Origin of the sequence: Pseudomonas sp. PDM28, from assembly GCF_019219115.1 — a bacterium.
Classification (GTDB): domain Bacteria; phylum Pseudomonadota; class Gammaproteobacteria; order Pseudomonadales; family Pseudomonadaceae; genus Aquipseudomonas; species Aquipseudomonas laurylsulfatiphila.
In genome coordinates, this window is the sequence record NZ_JAHUWG010000015.1 from 66,871 (window position 1) to 84,110 (window position 17,240).

The 17,240-nt window shown below is 61.8% G+C and carries 19 protein-coding genes; 4 read left to right on the plus strand and 15 right to left on the minus strand.

Annotated elements, in window-relative coordinates:
- The first annotated feature begins 23 nt into the window (after window positions 1-23).
- Window positions 24-899, plus strand: a complete 876-nt coding sequence (gene dapA / locus KW841_RS28215) for a 4-hydroxy-tetrahydrodipicolinate synthase (RefSeq protein ID WP_218480582.1) — start codon at window positions 24-26, stop codon at window positions 897-899.
- A 60-nt stretch (window positions 900-959) separates the two neighbouring features.
- Window positions 960-1,334: a DUF2784 domain-containing protein gene (locus KW841_RS28220; protein ID WP_218480583.1), complete on the plus strand. Its 375-nt coding sequence runs from the start codon at window positions 960-962 to the stop codon at window positions 1,332-1,334.
- A 62-nt stretch (window positions 1,335-1,396) separates the two neighbouring features.
- Here the strand turns inward: KW841_RS28220 and KW841_RS28225 are convergent, their stop codons facing one another.
- Window positions 1,397-2,941 (minus strand): GGDEF domain-containing protein, encoded by a 1,545-nt coding sequence (locus KW841_RS28225; RefSeq protein WP_218480584.1) that lies wholly within the window; start codon window positions 2,939-2,941, stop codon window positions 1,397-1,399.
- 81 nt (window positions 2,942-3,022) lie between these two features.
- Window positions 3,023-3,550 (minus strand): DUF3087 domain-containing protein, encoded by a 528-nt coding sequence (locus KW841_RS28230; protein ID WP_218480585.1) that lies wholly within the window; start codon window positions 3,548-3,550, stop codon window positions 3,023-3,025.
- Between the two features lie 234 nt (window positions 3,551-3,784).
- Between KW841_RS28230 and ppnN the strand changes: the two genes are divergently transcribed.
- Together ppnN and KW841_RS28240 are read left to right on the plus strand one after the other, a co-directional pair.
- Complete coding sequence (gene ppnN, locus KW841_RS28235) at window positions 3,785-5,158, plus strand: nucleotide 5'-monophosphate nucleosidase PpnN (protein WP_218480586.1); 1,374 nt, start codon at window positions 3,785-3,787, stop codon at window positions 5,156-5,158.
- An 89-nt stretch (window positions 5,159-5,247) separates the two neighbouring features.
- Window positions 5,248-5,688: an NUDIX hydrolase gene (locus tag KW841_RS28240; protein ID WP_218480587.1), complete on the plus strand. Its 441-nt coding sequence runs from the start codon at window positions 5,248-5,250 to the stop codon at window positions 5,686-5,688.
- 184 nt (window positions 5,689-5,872) lie between these two features.
- On the opposite strand, the gene KW841_RS28245 is transcribed toward KW841_RS28240, so the two are convergent.
- From KW841_RS28245 to KW841_RS28305, 13 genes are all read right to left on the minus strand, one after another.
- Window positions 5,873-6,196 (minus strand): DUF6124 family protein, encoded by a 324-nt coding sequence (locus KW841_RS28245; protein ID WP_218480588.1) that lies wholly within the window; start codon window positions 6,194-6,196, stop codon window positions 5,873-5,875.
- Window positions 6,197-7,274: 1,078 nt separating this feature from the next.
- Window positions 7,275-7,814 carry a type II secretion system GspH family protein gene (locus tag KW841_RS28250; RefSeq protein ID WP_218480589.1) on the minus strand — a complete coding sequence of 180 codons (540 nt, stop codon included), beginning with the start codon at window positions 7,812-7,814 and terminating at the stop codon, window positions 7,275-7,277.
- The gene (locus tag KW841_RS28255; RefSeq protein ID WP_218480590.1) at window positions 7,789-8,163 is read right to left on the minus strand and encodes a type II secretion system protein; all 375 of its coding nucleotides are present in this window, start codon (window positions 8,161-8,163) and stop codon (window positions 7,789-7,791) included. The genes KW841_RS28250 and KW841_RS28255 overlap by 26 nt, the downstream gene beginning before the upstream one ends.
- 4 nt (window positions 8,164-8,167) lie before the next feature.
- Entirely contained in the window at window positions 8,168-8,641 is a 474-nt protein-coding gene (locus KW841_RS28260) for a type II secretion system protein (protein WP_218480591.1), read from the minus strand.
- 2 nt (window positions 8,642-8,643) lie between these two features.
- Complete coding sequence (locus tag KW841_RS28265) at window positions 8,644-10,470, minus strand: secretin N-terminal domain-containing protein (RefSeq protein WP_218480592.1); 1,827 nt, start codon at window positions 10,468-10,470, stop codon at window positions 8,644-8,646.
- Window positions 10,467-10,985, minus strand: a complete 519-nt coding sequence (locus KW841_RS28270) for a hypothetical protein (RefSeq protein WP_218480593.1) — start codon at window positions 10,983-10,985, stop codon at window positions 10,467-10,469. Before KW841_RS28270 ends, KW841_RS28265 begins: the two co-directional genes overlap by 4 nt.
- Window positions 10,985-11,533 carry a GspMb/PilO family protein gene (locus tag KW841_RS28275; RefSeq protein ID WP_102702444.1) on the minus strand — a complete coding sequence of 183 codons (549 nt, stop codon included), beginning with the start codon at window positions 11,531-11,533 and terminating at the stop codon, window positions 10,985-10,987. The genes KW841_RS28270 and KW841_RS28275 overlap by 1 nt, the downstream gene beginning before the upstream one ends.
- A complete protein-coding gene (locus KW841_RS28280) occupies window positions 11,520-12,065 on the minus strand; it encodes a PilN domain-containing protein (protein WP_095967671.1) in 546 nt (181 codons plus the stop codon). The genes KW841_RS28275 and KW841_RS28280 overlap by 14 nt, the downstream gene beginning before the upstream one ends.
- Before the next feature lies 1 nt (window position 12,066).
- Window positions 12,067-12,870, minus strand: a complete 804-nt coding sequence (locus KW841_RS28285) for a hypothetical protein (protein ID WP_218480594.1) — start codon at window positions 12,868-12,870, stop codon at window positions 12,067-12,069.
- Entirely contained in the window at window positions 12,851-14,557 is a 1,707-nt protein-coding gene (locus tag KW841_RS28290) for a GspE/PulE family protein (RefSeq protein WP_218480595.1), read from the minus strand. Before KW841_RS28290 ends, KW841_RS28285 begins: the two co-directional genes overlap by 20 nt.
- 84 nt (window positions 14,558-14,641) lie before the next feature.
- Window positions 14,642-15,175: a response regulator gene (locus tag KW841_RS28295; RefSeq protein ID WP_218480596.1), complete on the minus strand. Its 534-nt coding sequence runs from the start codon at window positions 15,173-15,175 to the stop codon at window positions 14,642-14,644.
- 219 nt (window positions 15,176-15,394) lie between these two features.
- On the minus strand, window positions 15,395-15,676 hold the full coding sequence (locus KW841_RS28300) for a peptidylprolyl isomerase (RefSeq protein WP_218480597.1): 282 nt from the start codon (window positions 15,674-15,676) through the stop codon (window positions 15,395-15,397).
- Window positions 15,677-15,689: 13 nt separating this feature from the next.
- On the minus strand, window positions 15,690-17,240 hold the full coding sequence (locus KW841_RS28305) for an ABC transporter substrate-binding protein (protein WP_218480622.1): 1,551 nt from the start codon (window positions 17,238-17,240) through the stop codon (window positions 15,690-15,692).

Genomic DNA, 17,240 nt, shown 5'->3' on the forward strand with positions numbered 1-17,240 from the left:
GTCAACCATCAGGAGAAAAAAGCATGTCAGCGTTTCAGGGTATCTGGGTTCCACTGGTCACCCCCTTCCACAACGGCGCCATCGATTTCGTCGGCTTGCGCCGGCTAGTCAGCCATCTGCTGGAAAAAGGTGTCGACGGCCTCATCGTTTGCGGCACCACCGGCGAGCCGGCGGCGATGGGCAAACATGAGCAACTGGCCGCGCTTGATGCGGTGCTGGAGCGGGTGCCGGCGCAACGGGTGGTCATGGGCCTGGCCGGCAACAACCTGACCGAGTTGTTGCAGTTCCAGAGCGAGATCCTCAAGCGCCCGGTGGCGGGCCTGCTGGTGCCGGCACCGTATTACATCCGCCCGTCCCAGGCCGGCCTCGAAGCGTTTTTCCGCACGGTCGCCGATGCCTCCAGCGTGCCACTGATTCTCTACGACATCCCCTACCGTACCGGCGTGGTTTTCGAACAGGCGACCCTGCTCAACATCGTCGCCCACGAGCGGATCGTCGCGATCAAGGATTGCGGCGGTAACTTTTCCAACACCCTCGCCTTGCTCGATAGCGGCCATGTCGACGTGCTGTGCGGCGAAGACAACCAGATCTTCAATGCCCTGTGCCTGGGCGCCAAAGGCGCGATCGCCGCGTCGGCGCATGTTCATCCGGACCTGTTCGTGCAGTTGCACCGGCAGATCCGCGACAACCGATTGGCTGAAGGTCGCGCCACGTTTTTCCGTTTGCTGCCACTGATCAACAGCCTGTTCCTGGAGCCCAACCCAGCCCCGGTGAAAACCGCGCTGGCCCTGCAAGGCTTGATCGGAGACGAACTGCGCGCACCGATGCAACGCAGCAGCGAATCGATGACCGAGCGTTTGCAAGGCGTGCTCAGGACATTGGATCGCGACAATCGATAGAGCGCCCGCCACCGGCCCGAGTACCATGGAGCGATTCGATCAGCCTTCAGGGGCACCGACATGCTGTACCGAATCGCCGCCGACGGGCTGATGCTGTTTCACCTGTCGTTCATTGTGTTTGTCGTGTTCGGCGGGCTGCTGGTGCTCAAATGGCGCCACCTGATCTGGTGGCATCCACCCGCTGCGCTGTGGGGGATGGCGGTGGAGTTCTTCCACCTGCCCTGCCCGCTGACCGACTGGGAAAACCGCATGCGCCATGGGGCCGGGCAAACCGGCTATGGCGGCGGGTTCATCGAACATTACATTTGGCCGGTGATTTACCCGGCAGGCCTGACGCCCGGCATTCAGCTGGGTTTGGGCAGCGTGGTGTTGGTGATCAATGTGTTGGTCTATCTTCGATTGATCAGGCAGTGGCGATTGCGGCGGGCGACCTGAAAGATCGCAGCCTGCGGCAGCTCCTACACAGGGAACGGACCGGTTTGCCTGACGCCTGAGCCTCAGTTGGCAATCACACTCATATTGCGCCCACTGGCCTTGGCCACGTACAGCGCCTTGTCCGCCGCACCGATCAGGTCTTCGGAGCGAACCTGGGACGCACCATTGCTGGCACACACGCCAACGCTGACGGTGACGGCGCCTTCCGGGCTGTCGCTGTGGGCAATTTCAGCCTGAAGCACCGCGCGGCGGATTTTCTCCGCCACCAGGAATGCCCCCACGTAGTCGGTGCCGGGCAGCACCACTGCAAACTCCTCGCCACCATAACGGGCGGCCAGATCACCGGGGCGCTTGATGTTGCTGGTGATGATCGCACCGACCTTGCGCAAACACTCATCACCGGCCGGGTGACCGTAGCGGTCATTGAACGGTTTGAAATGATCGACATCGATCATCAGCAGCGCCAGCTCGCTCTGGCTGCGTCGGGCACGGCCCATTTCGGCATCGATGAACGCGTCGAGCTGACGCCGGTTGGCCAGCCCCGTCAGCGCATCCTTGAGGGCCAGGCCTTCGAGGTTGCGATTGACCTCCAGGAGCTTGTCCTGGGTGTCCAGCAACTCGACCTGCACCAGGTTCTGCTGCTTCATCAGCTTGATCAGCCGGAACCCCAGTACCCCGAGAACACTGAGCAACAGCGTGACGATACCGGCGCTGAGCAGCGTTTCCTTGCGCCAACTGGCCAGCACTTCATCCTTGTTCAGCGCGGCAAACACGATCAGCGGATAACCCTCGACCCGGCGATACCCCGTCACCCGCTCGACACCGTCGATGACCGACGTGATCGTGGCCGTGCCCGCATCGCTCTTGGGCAACAACTGGGTGAACAACGGGCTCTTGGCAAGGCTGCTGCCGATATCCGATTCCTTGAAGGGCCGGCGAATGACAATGCTGGCGTTGTCGGCGATCAGGGTGATCACGCCGTTGCTGCCCATGTCGATGCTGTCGTAGAGCTGCAGGAAATGACTGAGGTAGATCGTCGCCAGCGCCACGCCGGCAAAACTGCCGTCGGGATGATTGAGCCGACGCGAAACCGTCATGATCCACTCGCCGCTCGACCGGCTCTTGATCGACGGCCCGATGTGCGGCCCTCGGCTGGGGTTGTCGCGATGGAAGATGAAGTATTCGCGGTCGGAATTGTTGACGCCGGTTTGGCCGGCGCCATTGGAATTGGCGAGCCACTGCCCGTTTTCGTCAAAAACGAACAAGCCATGGAGCTGGCTCAACTCACTGCGCTGGGCATTGAGCAATGCCGGCAGCCGGGATTGATCCACGCCGTCGTGTTCCAGGCGATCGACCAGCGTGAACAGCAGCGTATCGGCCTGCTTGATCGTTGCCTGCGCTTGCGAAGCCAGGGTCTGCGCCAGGTTGGACATCACCACTTGCTTGTCATGCAGGTGGTACTGGCGTGAGCTCCAGGCTTCCCAGATCACGATAGCCACCATCGACAGGCACACCGCCATCAGCAAGGTCACCGCCGAGCGGACCTTGAGCCTTGCCACGGTTGGCCGAAGCATTTCAATTTGATCGTTGATCAATGGATGTCCCATGGTGCTCCCTGTGTCGATGACGGACGAACCTTCCTGATCGCCGTTTTTGCTCACTATGCCCGAGCCGGGCTCGCATTGATGTTAGCGCTGCGCCTGCTTTAGCGCCTCCAGCCACGCCGGATCCAGTCGTGTCTGTTCGATTTCGATACCCTGGGCTTGCATCCGTTCCCTGTGCTGGTCCATTTCGCGGATCAACTGGCCGTGGTCACTGGAGTTGCCATCGAGTTGATGCATCTGGTTCAAGCCCAAATGGTAGAAACGCAACAGCTTCATCGCAACCGGATCACCGCGTTCCACGGCCGCCGTTACATGATGCATGACATTGGTGATGCTCATCAGGCTGCGCTTGAGCTGCCAACTGTAGACCGCAGGCGCCATCCACGCCTGGTGCCAGAACACCTTGCGCATCAGCGCCACCATCACCAGCACGGCAACAAACACGCCACCGACGTTGAAGCGCAGATTGTCGCCCCCGGGCGTGCCGAACAGCGCCACTGCCGCCGAGGACAGCAGCATCGCCAGCGCCAGGAAGATCAGGGCAATGATGACCGTGCTGCGCCGCGTCTGTTGCCGGTAGGTATCAGCGTTCATCGGCTGGATTGCGAACATTGCGTCGGGTTTCCTGAGCTGAAAGGGTAAAAAGGGGTCTGAGGCAAAAAGACAGCGGGCCATTATCCCCTCTGCGAGGGATTTAGCTATGCTGGGGCTCCTTTTCATCTTTTCATCGTCAAGCGGGGGACATGGCGAGACCGCGCAGTTCGTGCCATCTTCTTTCATGAATACACATTATTCGGATGCCATTCGTAGTTGCTGTGGGAATGACATCGTTTTAAGGATCATTGAATGACCCAACGCCAAGTTATCAACGCCTCCGTCAGTCCAAAAGGCAGCCTGGAAACGCTCTCGCAACGGGAAGTCCAGCAATTGAGCGAAGCCGGTTCCGGCAGTACCTATACCCTCTTCCGCCAGTGCGCCCTGGCCATCCTCAACACCGGCGCCCATGTCGACAACGCCAAGACCATTCTGGAAGCCTACAAGGATTTCGAGATCCGCATTCACCAGCAGGACCGCGGCGTACGCCTGGAACTGCTGAACGCCCCGGCCGACGCCTTCGTCGACGGCGAAATGATCGCCAGCACCCGGGAAATGCTGTTCAGCGCCCTGCGTGACATCGTCTACACCGAAAACGAACTCGACAGCCAGCGCATCGACCTGAGCAACTCCCAGGGCATCAGCGACTACGTCTTCCACCTGCTGCGCAACGCCCGCACCCTGCGCCCCGGCGTCGAGCCGAAGATCGTGGTGTGCTGGGGCGGGCACTCGATCAACACCGAAGAATACAAATACACCAAGAAAGTCGGCCACGAACTGGGCCTGCGCAGCCTGGACATCTGCACCGGTTGCGGCCCCGGCGTGATGAAAGGCCCGATGAAAGGCGCGACCATCGCCCACGCCAAGCAACGCATCCACGGCGGCCGCTACCTGGGCCTGACCGAACCCGGCATCATCGCCGCCGAAGCGCCGAACCCGATCGTCAACGAACTGGTGATCCTGCCGGACATCGAAAAACGCCTGGAAGCCTTCGTCCGTGTCGGCCACGGCATCATCATCTTCCCGGGCGGCGCCGGTACAGCCGAAGAGTTCCTGTACCTGCTGGGCATCCTGATGCACCCGGACAACGCAGGCATTCCCTTCCCGGTCGTCCTCACCGGGCCGAAACATGCCGCACCGTACCTGGAGCAACTGGACGCGTTCGTCGGCGCCACCCTGGGCGACGCCGCCAAGCAGCACTACCAGATCATCATCGATGACCCGGCCGAAGTGGCGCGCCAGATGACCCTGGGCCTCAAGGCGGTCAAGCAGTTCCGCCGCGAGCGCAACGACGCGTTCCACTTCAACTGGCTGCTGAAAATCGACGAAGGCTTCCAGCGCCCGTTCGACCCGACCCACGAAAACATGGCCAACCTGAAACTGAGCCTCGACCTGCCCTCCCACGAACTGGCGGCCAACCTGCGCCGCGCGTTCTCCGGCATCGTCGCCGGCAACGTCAAGGACAAGGGCATCCGCCTGATCGAAGAGCACGGGCCTTACCAGATCCGTGGCGACGCCGCGATCATGCAACCGCTGGACCTGCTGCTCAAAGCCTTCGTCGCCCAGCACCGCATGAAACTGCCGGGCGGCGCGGCGTATGTGCCGTGTTACCGGGTGGTGGCTTGACCCTTTCGGTGTAATAACACCGACATGAGCTTTACCGTCGCGGGCCGCAGTGAAAGCTGCGGTTCGCGGCACTCTATGGAAAGAAAAAAATGCGCCAACGCCATTCCGCCAGACTGCTGGTGATCAATCCCTCGCAACAGGTTCTGCTGTTTCACTTCCAGCACAAAGGCGATGCCCTCGACGGCCAAAGCCACTGGGCGACACCCGGTGGCGGGCTTGAGCCGGGTGAGTCCTTTGAGGCGGCGGCGGTTCGTGAACTGTTTGAAGAAACCGGGCTGAATGTCGCTGCCGTGGGAGCCAGCGTTGCAGAGCGCAGTTTTCCGATGATGCTGCCAAGCGGTGAAACGGTGCTGTCGGTTGAACGGTATTTTGTGGTTCATACCGAGAGTGAACGTCTGTCCCGTGAAGGATGGACGGCTCACGAAGTCCGGGTGATGGCGGACCATAAGTGGTGGTCCGTAGCCGAACTGCGTGAGACCCGAGAAACGGTGTGGCCGGAGCACTTGATCAATATGCTGGAAAGCGCCTGAAGCGTTCCGGCGTACACAACCCTGTGGCGAGGGGGCTCGCCCCCGCTGGGCTGCGCAGCGGCCCTAAAAGCCGTTACCCGGTTTCCCGGAGATGAACGTAAGGACCATTTTTTGGGGGGCGCTTCGCACCCCAACGGGGCGGTGCGGCGATCCGACAAGCCCCCTCGCCACAAAAGCTCGGCGTTTAGTCCAATGGAGCAACGTTATCCAGTGCACGGTTAACTGCCAGGTCCGCCAGCATGATCACCTGCTGGATCCCCAGCAGCATGCTGCGTTGCGGACCATCCAGGAATGTTGCGAAATCACTGGCCATGACACTCGCCGAGGCCAGCGATTCGCAGGCGTGGGCCAACAGGCTTTCGGTATCGATGTCTGGCGCGATGATGAACATTGTGCTGGGGTTGTGGGGCGCGTTGTTCTTGAGGATGGCGGGTTTGAGGTGGAGAGTTGATGCACTCCGGGTGGTATCGGTTTCTGATTCGGGGGGATTGGGCGTGGGTTTGAACATGGTGGAGCTCCTGTAGAAACTGGAACCACCAAGACCTGTCGCTAAACAAGTAAGGGTGGCGACTGTACGAAGGTTAGCGAACCGGTTACAGGCAAACCCGGCAGACCCGAAGGTCTCCGACGCACAGCCGCCATAATCAAATTGCAGGCATAGAAACGAATGCAATCAAGACTGGAGTGCTGGTGTCCCTGTATCTGTTCGGATCGCTAAATCCGGTCGCTGAATTTGCAGCGACCCGACAACGATAGAGTCAGGGTCCAAGGCCCACAAGCTGGCGGATTCTGGCGTAGTTGTAGGCAACGACGCAAGGCGGTGTAGCCTCACTCCTGATCCTACAGCCTTGCCTGACATCCATAATTTCTGGCCATTTTGCTGGTGTGAGGCAGAGGACTTTCGTTGGCTGCAAGGCCGTCTTCGCGAGCAAGCCCACAGGTGCCTACCGGCCGACCTGGTACTGATGGGAGAGTGTTTCCCTGTAGGAGCTGCCGAAGGCTGCGATCTTTTGATTTTGATTTTTGACAATGTCGAAGGGGCAGAAGATCAAGATCAAAAGATCGCAGCCTTCGGCAGCTCCTACAGGGGGAATGCGTTTAGTCGAAGGAGATTGGTCGGCCATAAGGCCGCCCGCGTACAGCCCCACCACTCATCAGGCCGAGCGTTAGCTCGCCTGCAGCTCTTGATCTTGATCCACCCGCCCCCTCGGCAGGCTGAGTGGAGGCGTTCATCCGGGGGTAGGCGCGCAGCGCCGTTCGACGCAGTCGAACTCATTGCATGTAGGTCGAAGCGAAGCCGACCGGAGGGCAATGCCCCCGGATGGACACCGGAGCGAAGGAACCCCGAGCCTCAGCGAGGGGCCGTACGTAAGGGGCGAGACCTTTGGTTCCTTTGGGGCGTTTGCCAAAGGGACTCGCCGTCAGGGCGAAACCATAAGCCGCCGTTACCAAAAAAACGGATATGTACACAGTCAACAAAAGACAGGTCGGCTATCAGGCCGCCTTCGCGAGCAAGCCCGCTCCCACAATTGGACCAGGTACATTTGGCGCAAATGTGTTGGCTGTTAAAACCCGCTCCCAAGGGTTCAAGGCTGCAATGCCTGGGGCGCGATGGACTGTTCTTTGGGCAGCCCCTCGGTGCCATCGAGGACAACTTTCTCGGCCACGAACTGCCAATCCTTGTAGCTGGCCATGCCTTTGAAGTCCGACCACTCGCTGGGAAAGTTCTCTTGTTTGAGCGGCTTCTGCTCGGACGGGCAGTACACACCGCTAATCCGTCCGTCGACACCGCGTATCAGCTCCCATTCGCCCCCCGTCATCGGCTCCGGGTACAACTTGCGGATATGGTGCCTGGCCGACGGGAAGCGCTCGTCCTGCAACAGGTCCGCGAGTTCTTTGGGGTACATGGCGACGCCGGGCGAGCTGCGGTAATAGCTGCGCAGCGCCTGGGCATACTGCGTTCCGACCCAGAGCAACTGGTTTTCGCGATCCCGGCGTGAAGCGGTGGCCCACAACTCGCCGGCACTGGCCAGGCCCATGCCCATCACGACAATCAGAAACAGCACACCCAGGTAGGTGAAGCCGTCCTGGCCCGAAGGCTTACCACTCGGAGTAAAGGCTGCCATCACGTGCCCTCCCGCTGGCGCCACTCTTGATATCGGCCACCCCGCCCGCCACGCCATCCGGTGGCGCGACCATGACCCAGGTGTCCTTGCGCTCGGCAATCGGATCCAGCGGCTGGTTGCGCAGGTAGCGCAGCTCGACCAGTTGTTCGATGGAGTCGGGATATCGCCCGGTGTCCCCGTAGTAGTGGTCCAGCGCCTCGCGCATGGACGACAGGCTCTGGCGCAGGGTGGTCTCTTTCGAGGCTTCCAGGCTGGTGAAATAGCGTGGCATGGCGATCGTCATCAGGGTCGCGATGATTGCCATGACCACCATCAGTTCCAACAAGGTAAAACCCTTTTGCCGACGCATATGCTCACCACTCCCGATAGGCGATGCCATTGAGCCCCTTGCCCCGGGCCTTGGAGTAAACGTCAAAGACGTCCTGGCCCTCACGCGGGTTCTCAGCCGAACTGTCATAGGCACGCAGGCCCCAGCCACCCTCGTCGTCACGCTTGACAGTGGCCAGCGGATCACGGGGGATGCGCCGCAGGAAATAGAACTTGGCGCCCTTGGCGCTGCGCACGTCACGTACACCATCGACCAGCACTTTCAGGTTCGGCGGGTAGCCGTTGCTGTCGAGCGTCTTCTCGATGTAACCGGCGTCGAAGGCGCGTTTATAGGCGTCGATGGCATCGCGGATCTGGTACAGCGCGGTCCGCAGATCCTGCTCTTTGCCCCGACGCACCACCGTCTCGGTCAGCGGTGCGGCCATGCCGGCCAACAGGCCGACCAGGGCAAGCGTCACCACGACTTCGATCAGGGTAAAACCGCGTTGGGAGGCGTTCATGATCAAGGCTTCCCGACGGTAACTGTGGTGGCGATCGGTGCGCTCATGGGGCCGGTCTGAACCGTGGTGCTCATCGAGCGGTCAGGGGCCTGGATGTGCATGCTGGTTTCGGTGCCGGTCGGGAATTCCATGTCCGACGGGCTCTGGTACGGCAGGTTGCGCACGATCCGCGGGGTGATCGACAGCACCAGTTCGGATTTGCTGATGTCGTCTTTATTGCTGCCGAACAGGCGGCCCAGGCCAGGAATGTCGCCAAGGCCAGGGATCTTGTTACCGCTGCTGCCATGGTCGTTGCGCACCAGACCGGCGAGAATCTGTGTTTCGCCATCATGCAGACGCAAGGTGGTCTGGGCGTTGCGGGTATCGACCTGGACGGGAATGGTGCCCTGGGCGGTCGGCGACAGCGGCGTGGCGTTACTGACTTCCAACGCGATCTTGATCGCCACTTCGTTGTTCAGGTGCACGATGGGCTGCACTTCAAGCTTCAGACCGACGTCGAGGTAAGTCACGCTTTCGGTGATCACCGGGCCCTGGGTCGAAGGCACCGAGGTGGCGCTGATGATCGGCACGCGCTGACCGATGTGGATGCGCGCCTGTTCACGGTTGCTCACCCGGATCACCGGGCTGGCCAGGGTGTTGATGTCCTTGTCCTGGGCGTTGATCTTGGCCTGGGGCGCCGGGCTGATGGAGATGCGGCTGGAGTCGATGCCTTTGAGCTGGTCAAGGATGGACACTGGCGAGCCGTCGCTGTTGATCACACCGAAGGTGTTGGGCCATTGCAGACCGAGGTCGAGAATGCGCTGACGGGCCACTTCCATCACTTCCACTTCCAGCACCACTTCGGGGTTGGACTGGTCCTGCGATTGCAGGAGTTTTTCCGCCATGCGGATGGCGTCGCCGGTGTCGCGCATGGTCAGGGTATTGAGGCGTTCATCGACGAACACGTCGCGGGTCTTGAGCATGGTCTTGATCATGTTCAGCGCGGTGTTGGCATCGATGCTGGTCAGGTAGAAGGTGCGCATCACCAATTCCTGGTAATCCTTGAGCTTCTGCGGCGAGTCCGGGTAAATCAGCAAGGTGTTTTCATTCACCACTTTCTGATGCAACTGGTTCTGTTGCAGCAGCAAATCCACGGCGTCTTCGATGCGCACATCACGTACGAAGATCGTGGCTTTCATGTCCGGGCGCAGGTCCTTGTCGAAGATGAAGTTCAGGCCGGCGACCTGGGACAGCACTTCGAAAATGGTCTTCAGGTTGGCGTCGCGAAACTCCAGGGTCACCGGCCGGTCCAGGCGTGTACGCAGCTGCGGGTACTGCACCACGTTGCGGCTCTGCACCAGGCGGATGCTGTCTTGCAGTTCCCGGGCCCCCTCGTTCTGTGGGTCCAGTTCGAGAATCTGCTTGACCTGGCGGTCGGCACCGTAGATGTCACCGCGACGCAGGTCGCCACGGGCCATTTCGAGTTTCTCATCCATGCTGCGCAAGTAGTCGAGTTGACGCAGGGAGTCCTGGGCACGACGGTTGTTCGGCTCGATACCCAGGACCCGGCTGTAGCCCATGCGGGCCCCGGCAAAATTACGCTGGGCGCGGTCCATGTCGGCCTGGGTCAGCAGTGCCGTCACGGCGCGGGCCCGACCACTGTTGAGTGCTATGTGCAGATCGGTATCGCGAGGGTTCTCGCGCAACCCCTGTTCGATGCGAGCCAGGCCGGCTTCGTACTGGCCGGATTCCATCAGGGCGGAAGCTTCTTCCTTGGCGACCTGCGCCGAACTGCATGCAGCCAGCCCTGCGCAGAGACAAAGGCTCATCAGCAAACGGGATTTGTTCATTCCGTACTCCCCACAGACAGAGTCTGAGCTAAATGCAGAGGCAGGTAGACCAGGCTCAGCTCCTCTTTGGAAATGCGCTCGATCCGCCAGGTTTCGTCGATAACATCCCCTTTGCGTACGACGTATATTTTTTCGCCGCTCTGCAAGAACACCTGCAGATCGGAACGGTCATCCAGCCTGCCGACAAACTGGAAGGGCAACGGCGGTGCAGTGGGGACCTGCACCTCTGGGGTCACGACTACCGGTTGTTCAATGACGGTGCCGAGGACCGGCTCCGCTTTCCAGCTGCGGGCGGCGAACAGGTCGCCTGCCGGGCTCAGGTCCTTGATCGGCACGACCGCCGCGGCGCTCGATGCAGCCGCCGCTGCGCCCGGGGCCTTGCCTTTGGCTGACGTGGCCACGGCGGCCAGCGCCGGGTCGCTGTCGTCAGCCTGCTTGAAGTATTCGGGGAACCAGGCGAGCGCGGCCGCTACACCGAAGAACGCCACCCAACCCACCACTCGTTTGGTATTCATCATGACCTCGACAGGTAAAGGGTCATGCGGATCCGCCCGGTCAGGTCGGTATCGGCGATCTTCTTGCGCTGCAGCTCCACATCCTCCAGCACCACCGCCGGCAATTGACCGAGCAAGGCGTGCAGGAAACGCCGCAGTTGCGGATAGCTGCCACGTACCGGCAGCAGAATCTGATAACGGGCCAGGTGCGTCTTGGGGTCCACGCCCAGGGAGTACTCACCCCGGGACAAGGTGATGCGCTCCTGGGCGGCCAGGGCGTAGATCTTGTCGATGGCCACGGTGGCCTGGGGCTGGGACGGCAACTTGCTGCGGAAGTCGTCGAGCTGGCGCTGCGGCACCACCGGTGCAGCCACCGTGCCGTCTTCGACCTTGGCCAGGTACTCGGTGGCTTCGCGGGTCTGCTGGCTGAGGCTTTGCAGCGACTGCCAGTCCGGCAGCAATCCGACCAGGCCATAGCTCAGCGCCAGCACCAGCATGGCCAACCCTGCCAGCCCCGGAACGCCCAGGCCTTGCAGGTATTCGTGGACGATCAATTTATGGATTTGCATCGCCGATCTCCCAGGTAGCCGACAGGTTGAACTGCACCGGGTGTTCCGGCACGTTGGCGACAATTTCGTGGCTCAGCAGCGACACGTCGGACAGTTCGTCGCTGGCTTCGAGGCGACGGTGGAAATCGAGCATGGCGTCCAGGTCCATCGCCTCGGCGCTGATCCGGACCTGGCCTTTGCGAGCGTCCGGGGTCAGGGTCAGCAGGGCAATGTTGTCCCGTGGCATGGCTTCCAGCGTGGCGAACAGACGCTCCCAGGGGCGGCGCAACTGCTGGGAGACCTTGCGCATTTCGGCCAGGTTCTGCGCCTGCTCGCGAGTTTGTGCCGGGGTCAGGCCGGGCTTGCTGCCGTTGTCGCCGGTAAGCACTCGCTGGGTGGTTTGCAGGTGGCCCTGCTGTTGTTCGGCCTCGTTGCTCAGGTGCTGCTGCACCAGAGCGCAAGTCAGTGTCAGCACCACGCCACCGGCCAGCAGGCTCCAGCCCAGGGGGCCTGCACGGCGGCGCGGCTGAAAGTCGAGCATCAGGGGGCGCATGTCAGGCCACCGCCCGAGACATGACGTACAGGCAATCGCGTACGGCTGTCCGGTCTTCTTCGAGGGTGCGCAGATGCACACCGGGCACATCAGGGGGCGAGTCGATGCGCGCCGGCGCATGCAGGTAGACCGTCAACGGCCGTTCGCTGGTGGATGCCTGCAACTGGTTCTCACGGCCGATCAGCGCCGTCAGGGCCGCATCACTGTCGCTGCTGCCCACCGAACGCACCGACGTCCAGCGCCCTTCCCTGGCCAGCAGCAACACGCTGCGTACCGGTTCGGCGACCACGAACAGGAAGTCCCCGGCATCAAGGCTTTTATCGAAATGGTTGAACGCCGCCATCAGGTACGGTTGCACCGAACGCAAGCGCAAGCCACGCGCGCTGACCAGGGCGCGCAGGCGGTCGAGCAAGTCCTGGGGCAGCGCGGTGGCGATGCGGTCATAACCGGCAGGCTCGGCCGACAGCACCAGGCTCCAGGGTTGCGTCGGTGCACCGTAGAGGTCTTCGAAACACAGTTGAGCGAAGCCGAGCAATTCGGCCGGGCTGCTGATCTGATCGCTCCAGGGCACCAGGCAATAGCGGCTGAAGTGTCCGGAGATCACCACCGTCAGTTCCGCCCTGGCAACGGCGTGCTCGGCCAGCAAACGGTCGAGGGTGTCGAGGGCCACCGCCCAAGCCTGGAAACCTTCGTCGATGTAACCGACGCTGCCCAGCCAGTGGGTTGCACTGCCTTGGCGATGCCCCAGGCCTACACCGTTGGCGCCGAGCACGGCGACAAATTGCTCACGAGATAAAAGTGACACGATTGATCTCCTCGAGAGTGGTCCGGCCTTGTTCCACCATCTCCAGCGCCGACTCGCGCAGCAGGCGCAAGCCACGTTTGCAGGCATGGGCCTTGATTTTCGAGATGGGTTGGCGCTCGACGATCATTTGCCGCAATTCGTCATCCAGGTGCAGCAGTTCGGCAATCGCACTGCGCCCGCGATAGCCGGTGCCCCGGCAATGCCCGCACCCCTTGCCGTGGACGAACCGGTAGTGAGCGACCTTTTGCGGATCGAGCCCCGAGACCTCCAGCTCTTCTTCTGTCGGGCTGTAAGGGGCGCTGCAACTGGTGCAGACCAGACGGATCAAACGCTGGGCCAGGACGGCATTGAGTGCCGAGACCAGGCTGTAGGGATCGATTTCCATCTGGGTGAATCGGCCGATCACGTCGAACACGTTGTTGGCGTGGATGGTGGTGAACACCAGGTGACCGGTGAGCGCCGATTGCACGGCGATCTGCGCGGTGTCCGGGTCGCGGATTTCACCGACCATGATCTTGTCCGGGTCATGACGCAGGATCGAGCGCAGGCCCCGGGCGAAGGTCAGGCCCTTTTTCTCGTTGACGGGGATTTGCAGCACGCCCGGCAGTTGATACTCCACCGGGTCTTCAATGGTGATGATCTTGTCCACGCCGTGGTTGATCTCGGTGATCATCGCGTACAGGGTGGTGGTCTTGCCGCTACCGGTAGGCCCGGTTACCAGCACCATGCCGTAGGGTTCGGCGGCCAGCCGGCGCAACTGGCGCAGGGTATCTTCTTCAAAGCCCAGGGCTTGCAGTTGCACGCCACAGACTTTGTCGGCGAGGTCCTGTTTGTCGAGCACCCGCAGCACCGCGTCTTCGCCGAAGATGCTCGGCATGATCGACACCCGGAAGTCGATCTGTCGGCCGCTGATGCCGATCTTGAAACGTCCGTCCTGGGGCACGCGCTTTTCGCCGATGTCCAGTTCAGCCATGACCTTGACCCGGGAAATCACTTGCTCGGCGAACTCGCTGCCCTGGATCTTGCTGATGTTGTTGAGCACACCGTCGATCCGGTACTTGATCACCAGGCCGCTGCCGGTGGTGCCCAGGTGAATGTCGCTGGCGTGCATTTTCAGCGCGTCGTACAGCGTCGAGTTGACCAGCTTGACCACCACGCTGGCGTCTTCGCTGATGCTGGTCAGGGACAGGCTTTGCAGGGTATCGACTTCGGCTCCGCCCTCGGCCTGGGCGTTGAGCGACTCCACCGCGTGGAAACTTTCTTCGTGACGTGCCAGGTAGGCCTTCAAGTCGTCGGCATGCACCAGGTACAGCGGCGCGCCGTGCAGGCATTCATCGATCCAGGCCAGGCGTGCGCTGTCGAAGGGGTCGGCGAACACACCGATGACCGCATCGTCGTGACGCAGCAGGATGAACTCACGCTTGAGGCATTGGGCCAGGGTCACCCGGTCGAACACCGGGGTGGCACTGAACAGGCTGTCGGTGTCGAGCACCGGGTAGTGCAGGGTTGCGCCCAGGCACTGGATGAAAGGCATGGGAGCCAGCTCACTCAACTCCCCGAGGGTGTCCAGCATCCGCTCGCCGGAACTGGTGGCCAGGGCGCGTGCCCGGGCCAGTTGTTCACTGCTGAAGCGAGTCGGTACACATTCCACTTGCGCCGGTTCTACGGCAAGGGATAGACGGTCCATGGCTTGCTCTCCAACGCCCGGGGCTTTGAGCCCTGTCGGCGCGGCGAGTCATTTCGGCACAGGCCGGAACGTCTTGTCGCGCCACTACTCCCCGGTGAGCAATTGTTCGTCGTCTGGCGCCATGGAAGCCGAAGTGTTTTTTCGGCGATCTGCAAGCACCCAACTACCGTCGTACAACTGCAGCGGGAAACTCTCGGTCCTGCTCTGGCGTCGTTCGACGAATCCTTCGCAAGTGCTCACACCCGGCCTGGGCTCGCGCCGCCTGCCCAGAAGATCAAGCACTGCACGGGCCAATTCCGCCAACGGAAAGGGTTTGAACAGGATATGGCTGACTCCCAGTAGCCGGGCCCGCTCGCAAACTTCCGCGGTTGGATGCCCTGTGATCAGCACAAAATGGCACTTCCTGTTCTGGCGGACGGCATCGAGCACCTGAAAGCCTTCCATATCCGGCAAGCGGTAATCGAACACCATCACATCGGGTGCGAAATCGTCTGCTGCGGCGATTCCATGTGCACCGTCGTGAGCAATCCGGACTTCCAGCGCTTGCGCCTGCAGGTAACCCTGGAGGTTTTCCGCCAGCAGCTGTTCGTCATCAACAACCAGTACTTTGTTCAACAAGGTCGACTCCTTGAAACCGCAGGTCCGGGTTTTGAACCTGGCGGAGCGCGTGCCCTGAGAGGACTAACGCACACTTCATGCCAGACTGAGCGCCGGTAATTTTAGGTCTTCATGTCCTTGAATTTAAAAACAATGCCTTTTCGTACAGCAATCCCATCCCCCAAAAACGGGGAAAGCGATCGGATTGGCATTGAAGTTTTTCCCCCACTGTTGGGGAACCTAGTCATCATCAATCCGCTCGATCCGATTGTGCGAGTGGCTGATGGCCCCCGGTGCCAGGGAAAACGCTGCAGCCTCGAACTGCGGCACCCTCCGTCCACGGGGAAAGTAACCCAGGTTACCCCCTTCGCAGGCCGACGCCTCTTCGGCCCCGGCAATGATGGGGGCCCTGATCGCAGTTAAGCGTAGACCCGCGGCCCCGACTGTGGAAGCGTCAGCACCGGGCGCTACCTTGACCAGGATATGTCGGGCCCGCAGGACCGGCAAAGTGTCGAGTTTCATGATCGGCCTCCGGTCAGGGCGTGGCAGCGACAGGTTTATAGGGGGCGACCAGATAGAATCGCTGGTCCGGCAGATCCACCGTGACGATATGGGCACCGCTCAAGCCCAGGCGTCGGCCTGGACCAAAGCTCATCAGGGGCGTCAGCCCGGTATCGAAGTCATGCAGGCCTTCCAGGGCACTGACCAGCTTTTCGCGGCTGGCATCCCGCCCGGCCTGCTTCATGCCTTCGCTGAGCAGCATCATCGAACTGAACGCGCCCACTTGCAGTATCGCGTGCTGGCCACCGAGGCCCTGGTGTTCGCGCAACTGGGTCAGGGCCAGGCGCCCGGCCTGGGTCCAGTCGCTGGGCACGAACGGATAGGCCAGGAACACTCGCCGGGAAAATCCGCTGGGCACCTGCGTCAGATTGCCCGCCACCTGGTTCGAGGTGGCGAACAGGTAAGGCACCTGCCCCGCCGTTTGCAGACGCTCGGCCAGTCGGCTGAAGCCGCTGCTGGTGCCCAGGTAAAACACCGAGCGCGAGCCCAGGGGCAAATCTTCCCCGCTCGGGTCGTAGGCTTGCAGGCGCACCTTTTGCCAGGCGTGCCCCTGCAAGTACTGGCCGAGTTCCTGCGCCGCCAGCCGTTGGCCGGATTCGTCCGGATAGGCGATCAGCGTCGGCCCCTGAAGCACCCGCAGGCTGGCACTGGCGTAATCGGCCAGGGCGATCAATTGCTCACGAAGCCCCGGCAGTGGTTCGAATATCTGCGGACTGGCGTGGGGCGTGCCCTGCAAGGACAGCGGCCCGATCAGCGGAATGCCGGCCCGTTCCAGGTGCACGGCGAGGTCCACGTCCAATGCCGGCGCCAGCGGGGCGATCAGGGCGAACACCTGCTCTTCATCGATCAACCGGTTCAGCGCCTTTTCGGCACTGGCGCGATCAGTACCGGGGTCGAGTATGGTCAGGCGCAACTGCCGGCCGTGAATGCCCCCCGCCTCGTTGATACGCTTCACGCAGCCCTTGAGCACCGCCGCCACCGTGGCGCTCTCCTCGCTCAATGGCCCGGTGCCCGGCAGCAACGTGCCCAGGTGCAGACTGTCGGGGGTCAGGCCCGGATCGCGGTCTTCGGCCAGGCGTTTGAGGTACGCCGTGAGATTGCGTTGATCGTTCATCGACAACACGAATCGTGGCATCGACGGATCGAGCCGGTTATTGCCGGGGTCGCGCCCCTCCTGCACCGCCTGCGCCAGGGTACTGTCGCTGTAGGCCGGGTAACTGCGGCCGTTGAAGTGCTGCTGGCCATGGCTGCCGGCCAGCCGCGACCAATTCAGGTCCGGTGGGCGCACCCCGCCTTCCGGTCGCCCGAGGCCGTCGTCGCCATGACATTTGGCGCACGGCAGGCTGGTGGCCGGCAGCAGCATGTTCGATGCGCCGACCCGGACCATGATCGGCTCGCCGCTGGCCGATATACCTTCGCGGTACAGGCGCTTGCCGGCACTTTCGCTGAGGTTCAGCGGCAGCGCCTGGACGCTGAGCGTGAGGCCGCCGAAGAGCAGCAGGCCAAGGACGAGGGCAGTATTGAT

Bases quoted from the DNA above. Each gene is read 5' to 3' on its own strand.
- dapA (WP_218480582.1), top strand. From the start codon at position 24: ATGTCAGCGTTTCAGGGTATCTGGGTTCCACTGGTCACCCCCTTCCAC.
- KW841_RS28220 (WP_218480583.1), top strand. From the start codon at position 960: ATGCTGTACCGAATCGCCGCCGACGGGCTGATGCTGTTTCACCTGTCG.
- KW841_RS28225 (WP_218480584.1), bottom strand. From the start codon at position 2,941: ATGGGACATCCATTGATCAACGATCAAATTGAAATGCTTCGGCCAACC.
- KW841_RS28230 (WP_218480585.1), bottom strand. From the start codon at position 3,550: ATGTTCGCAATCCAGCCGATGAACGCTGATACCTACCGGCAACAGACG.
- ppnN (WP_218480586.1), top strand. From the start codon at position 3,785: ATGACCCAACGCCAAGTTATCAACGCCTCCGTCAGTCCAAAAGGCAGC.
- KW841_RS28240 (WP_218480587.1), top strand. From the start codon at position 5,248: ATGCGCCAACGCCATTCCGCCAGACTGCTGGTGATCAATCCCTCGCAA.
- KW841_RS28245 (WP_218480588.1), bottom strand. From the start codon at position 6,196: ATGTTCAAACCCACGCCCAATCCCCCCGAATCAGAAACCGATACCACC.
- KW841_RS28250 (WP_218480589.1), bottom strand. From the start codon at position 7,814: ATGGCAGCCTTTACTCCGAGTGGTAAGCCTTCGGGCCAGGACGGCTTC.
- KW841_RS28255 (WP_218480590.1), bottom strand. From the start codon at position 8,163: ATGCGTCGGCAAAAGGGTTTTACCTTGTTGGAACTGATGGTGGTCATG.
- KW841_RS28260 (WP_218480591.1), bottom strand. From the start codon at position 8,641: ATGAACGCCTCCCAACGCGGTTTTACCCTGATCGAAGTCGTGGTGACG.
- KW841_RS28265 (WP_218480592.1), bottom strand. From the start codon at position 10,470: ATGAACAAATCCCGTTTGCTGATGAGCCTTTGTCTCTGCGCAGGGCTG.
- KW841_RS28270 (WP_218480593.1), bottom strand. From the start codon at position 10,985: ATGAATACCAAACGAGTGGTGGGTTGGGTGGCGTTCTTCGGTGTAGCG.
- KW841_RS28275 (WP_102702444.1), bottom strand. From the start codon at position 11,533: ATGCAAATCCATAAATTGATCGTCCACGAATACCTGCAAGGCCTGGGC.
- KW841_RS28280 (WP_095967671.1), bottom strand. From the start codon at position 12,065: ATGCGCCCCCTGATGCTCGACTTTCAGCCGCGCCGCCGTGCAGGCCCC.
- KW841_RS28290 (WP_218480595.1), bottom strand. From the start codon at position 14,557: ATGGACCGTCTATCCCTTGCCGTAGAACCGGCGCAAGTGGAATGTGTA.
- KW841_RS28300 (WP_218480597.1), bottom strand. From the start codon at position 15,676: ATGAAACTCGACACTTTGCCGGTCCTGCGGGCCCGACATATCCTGGTC.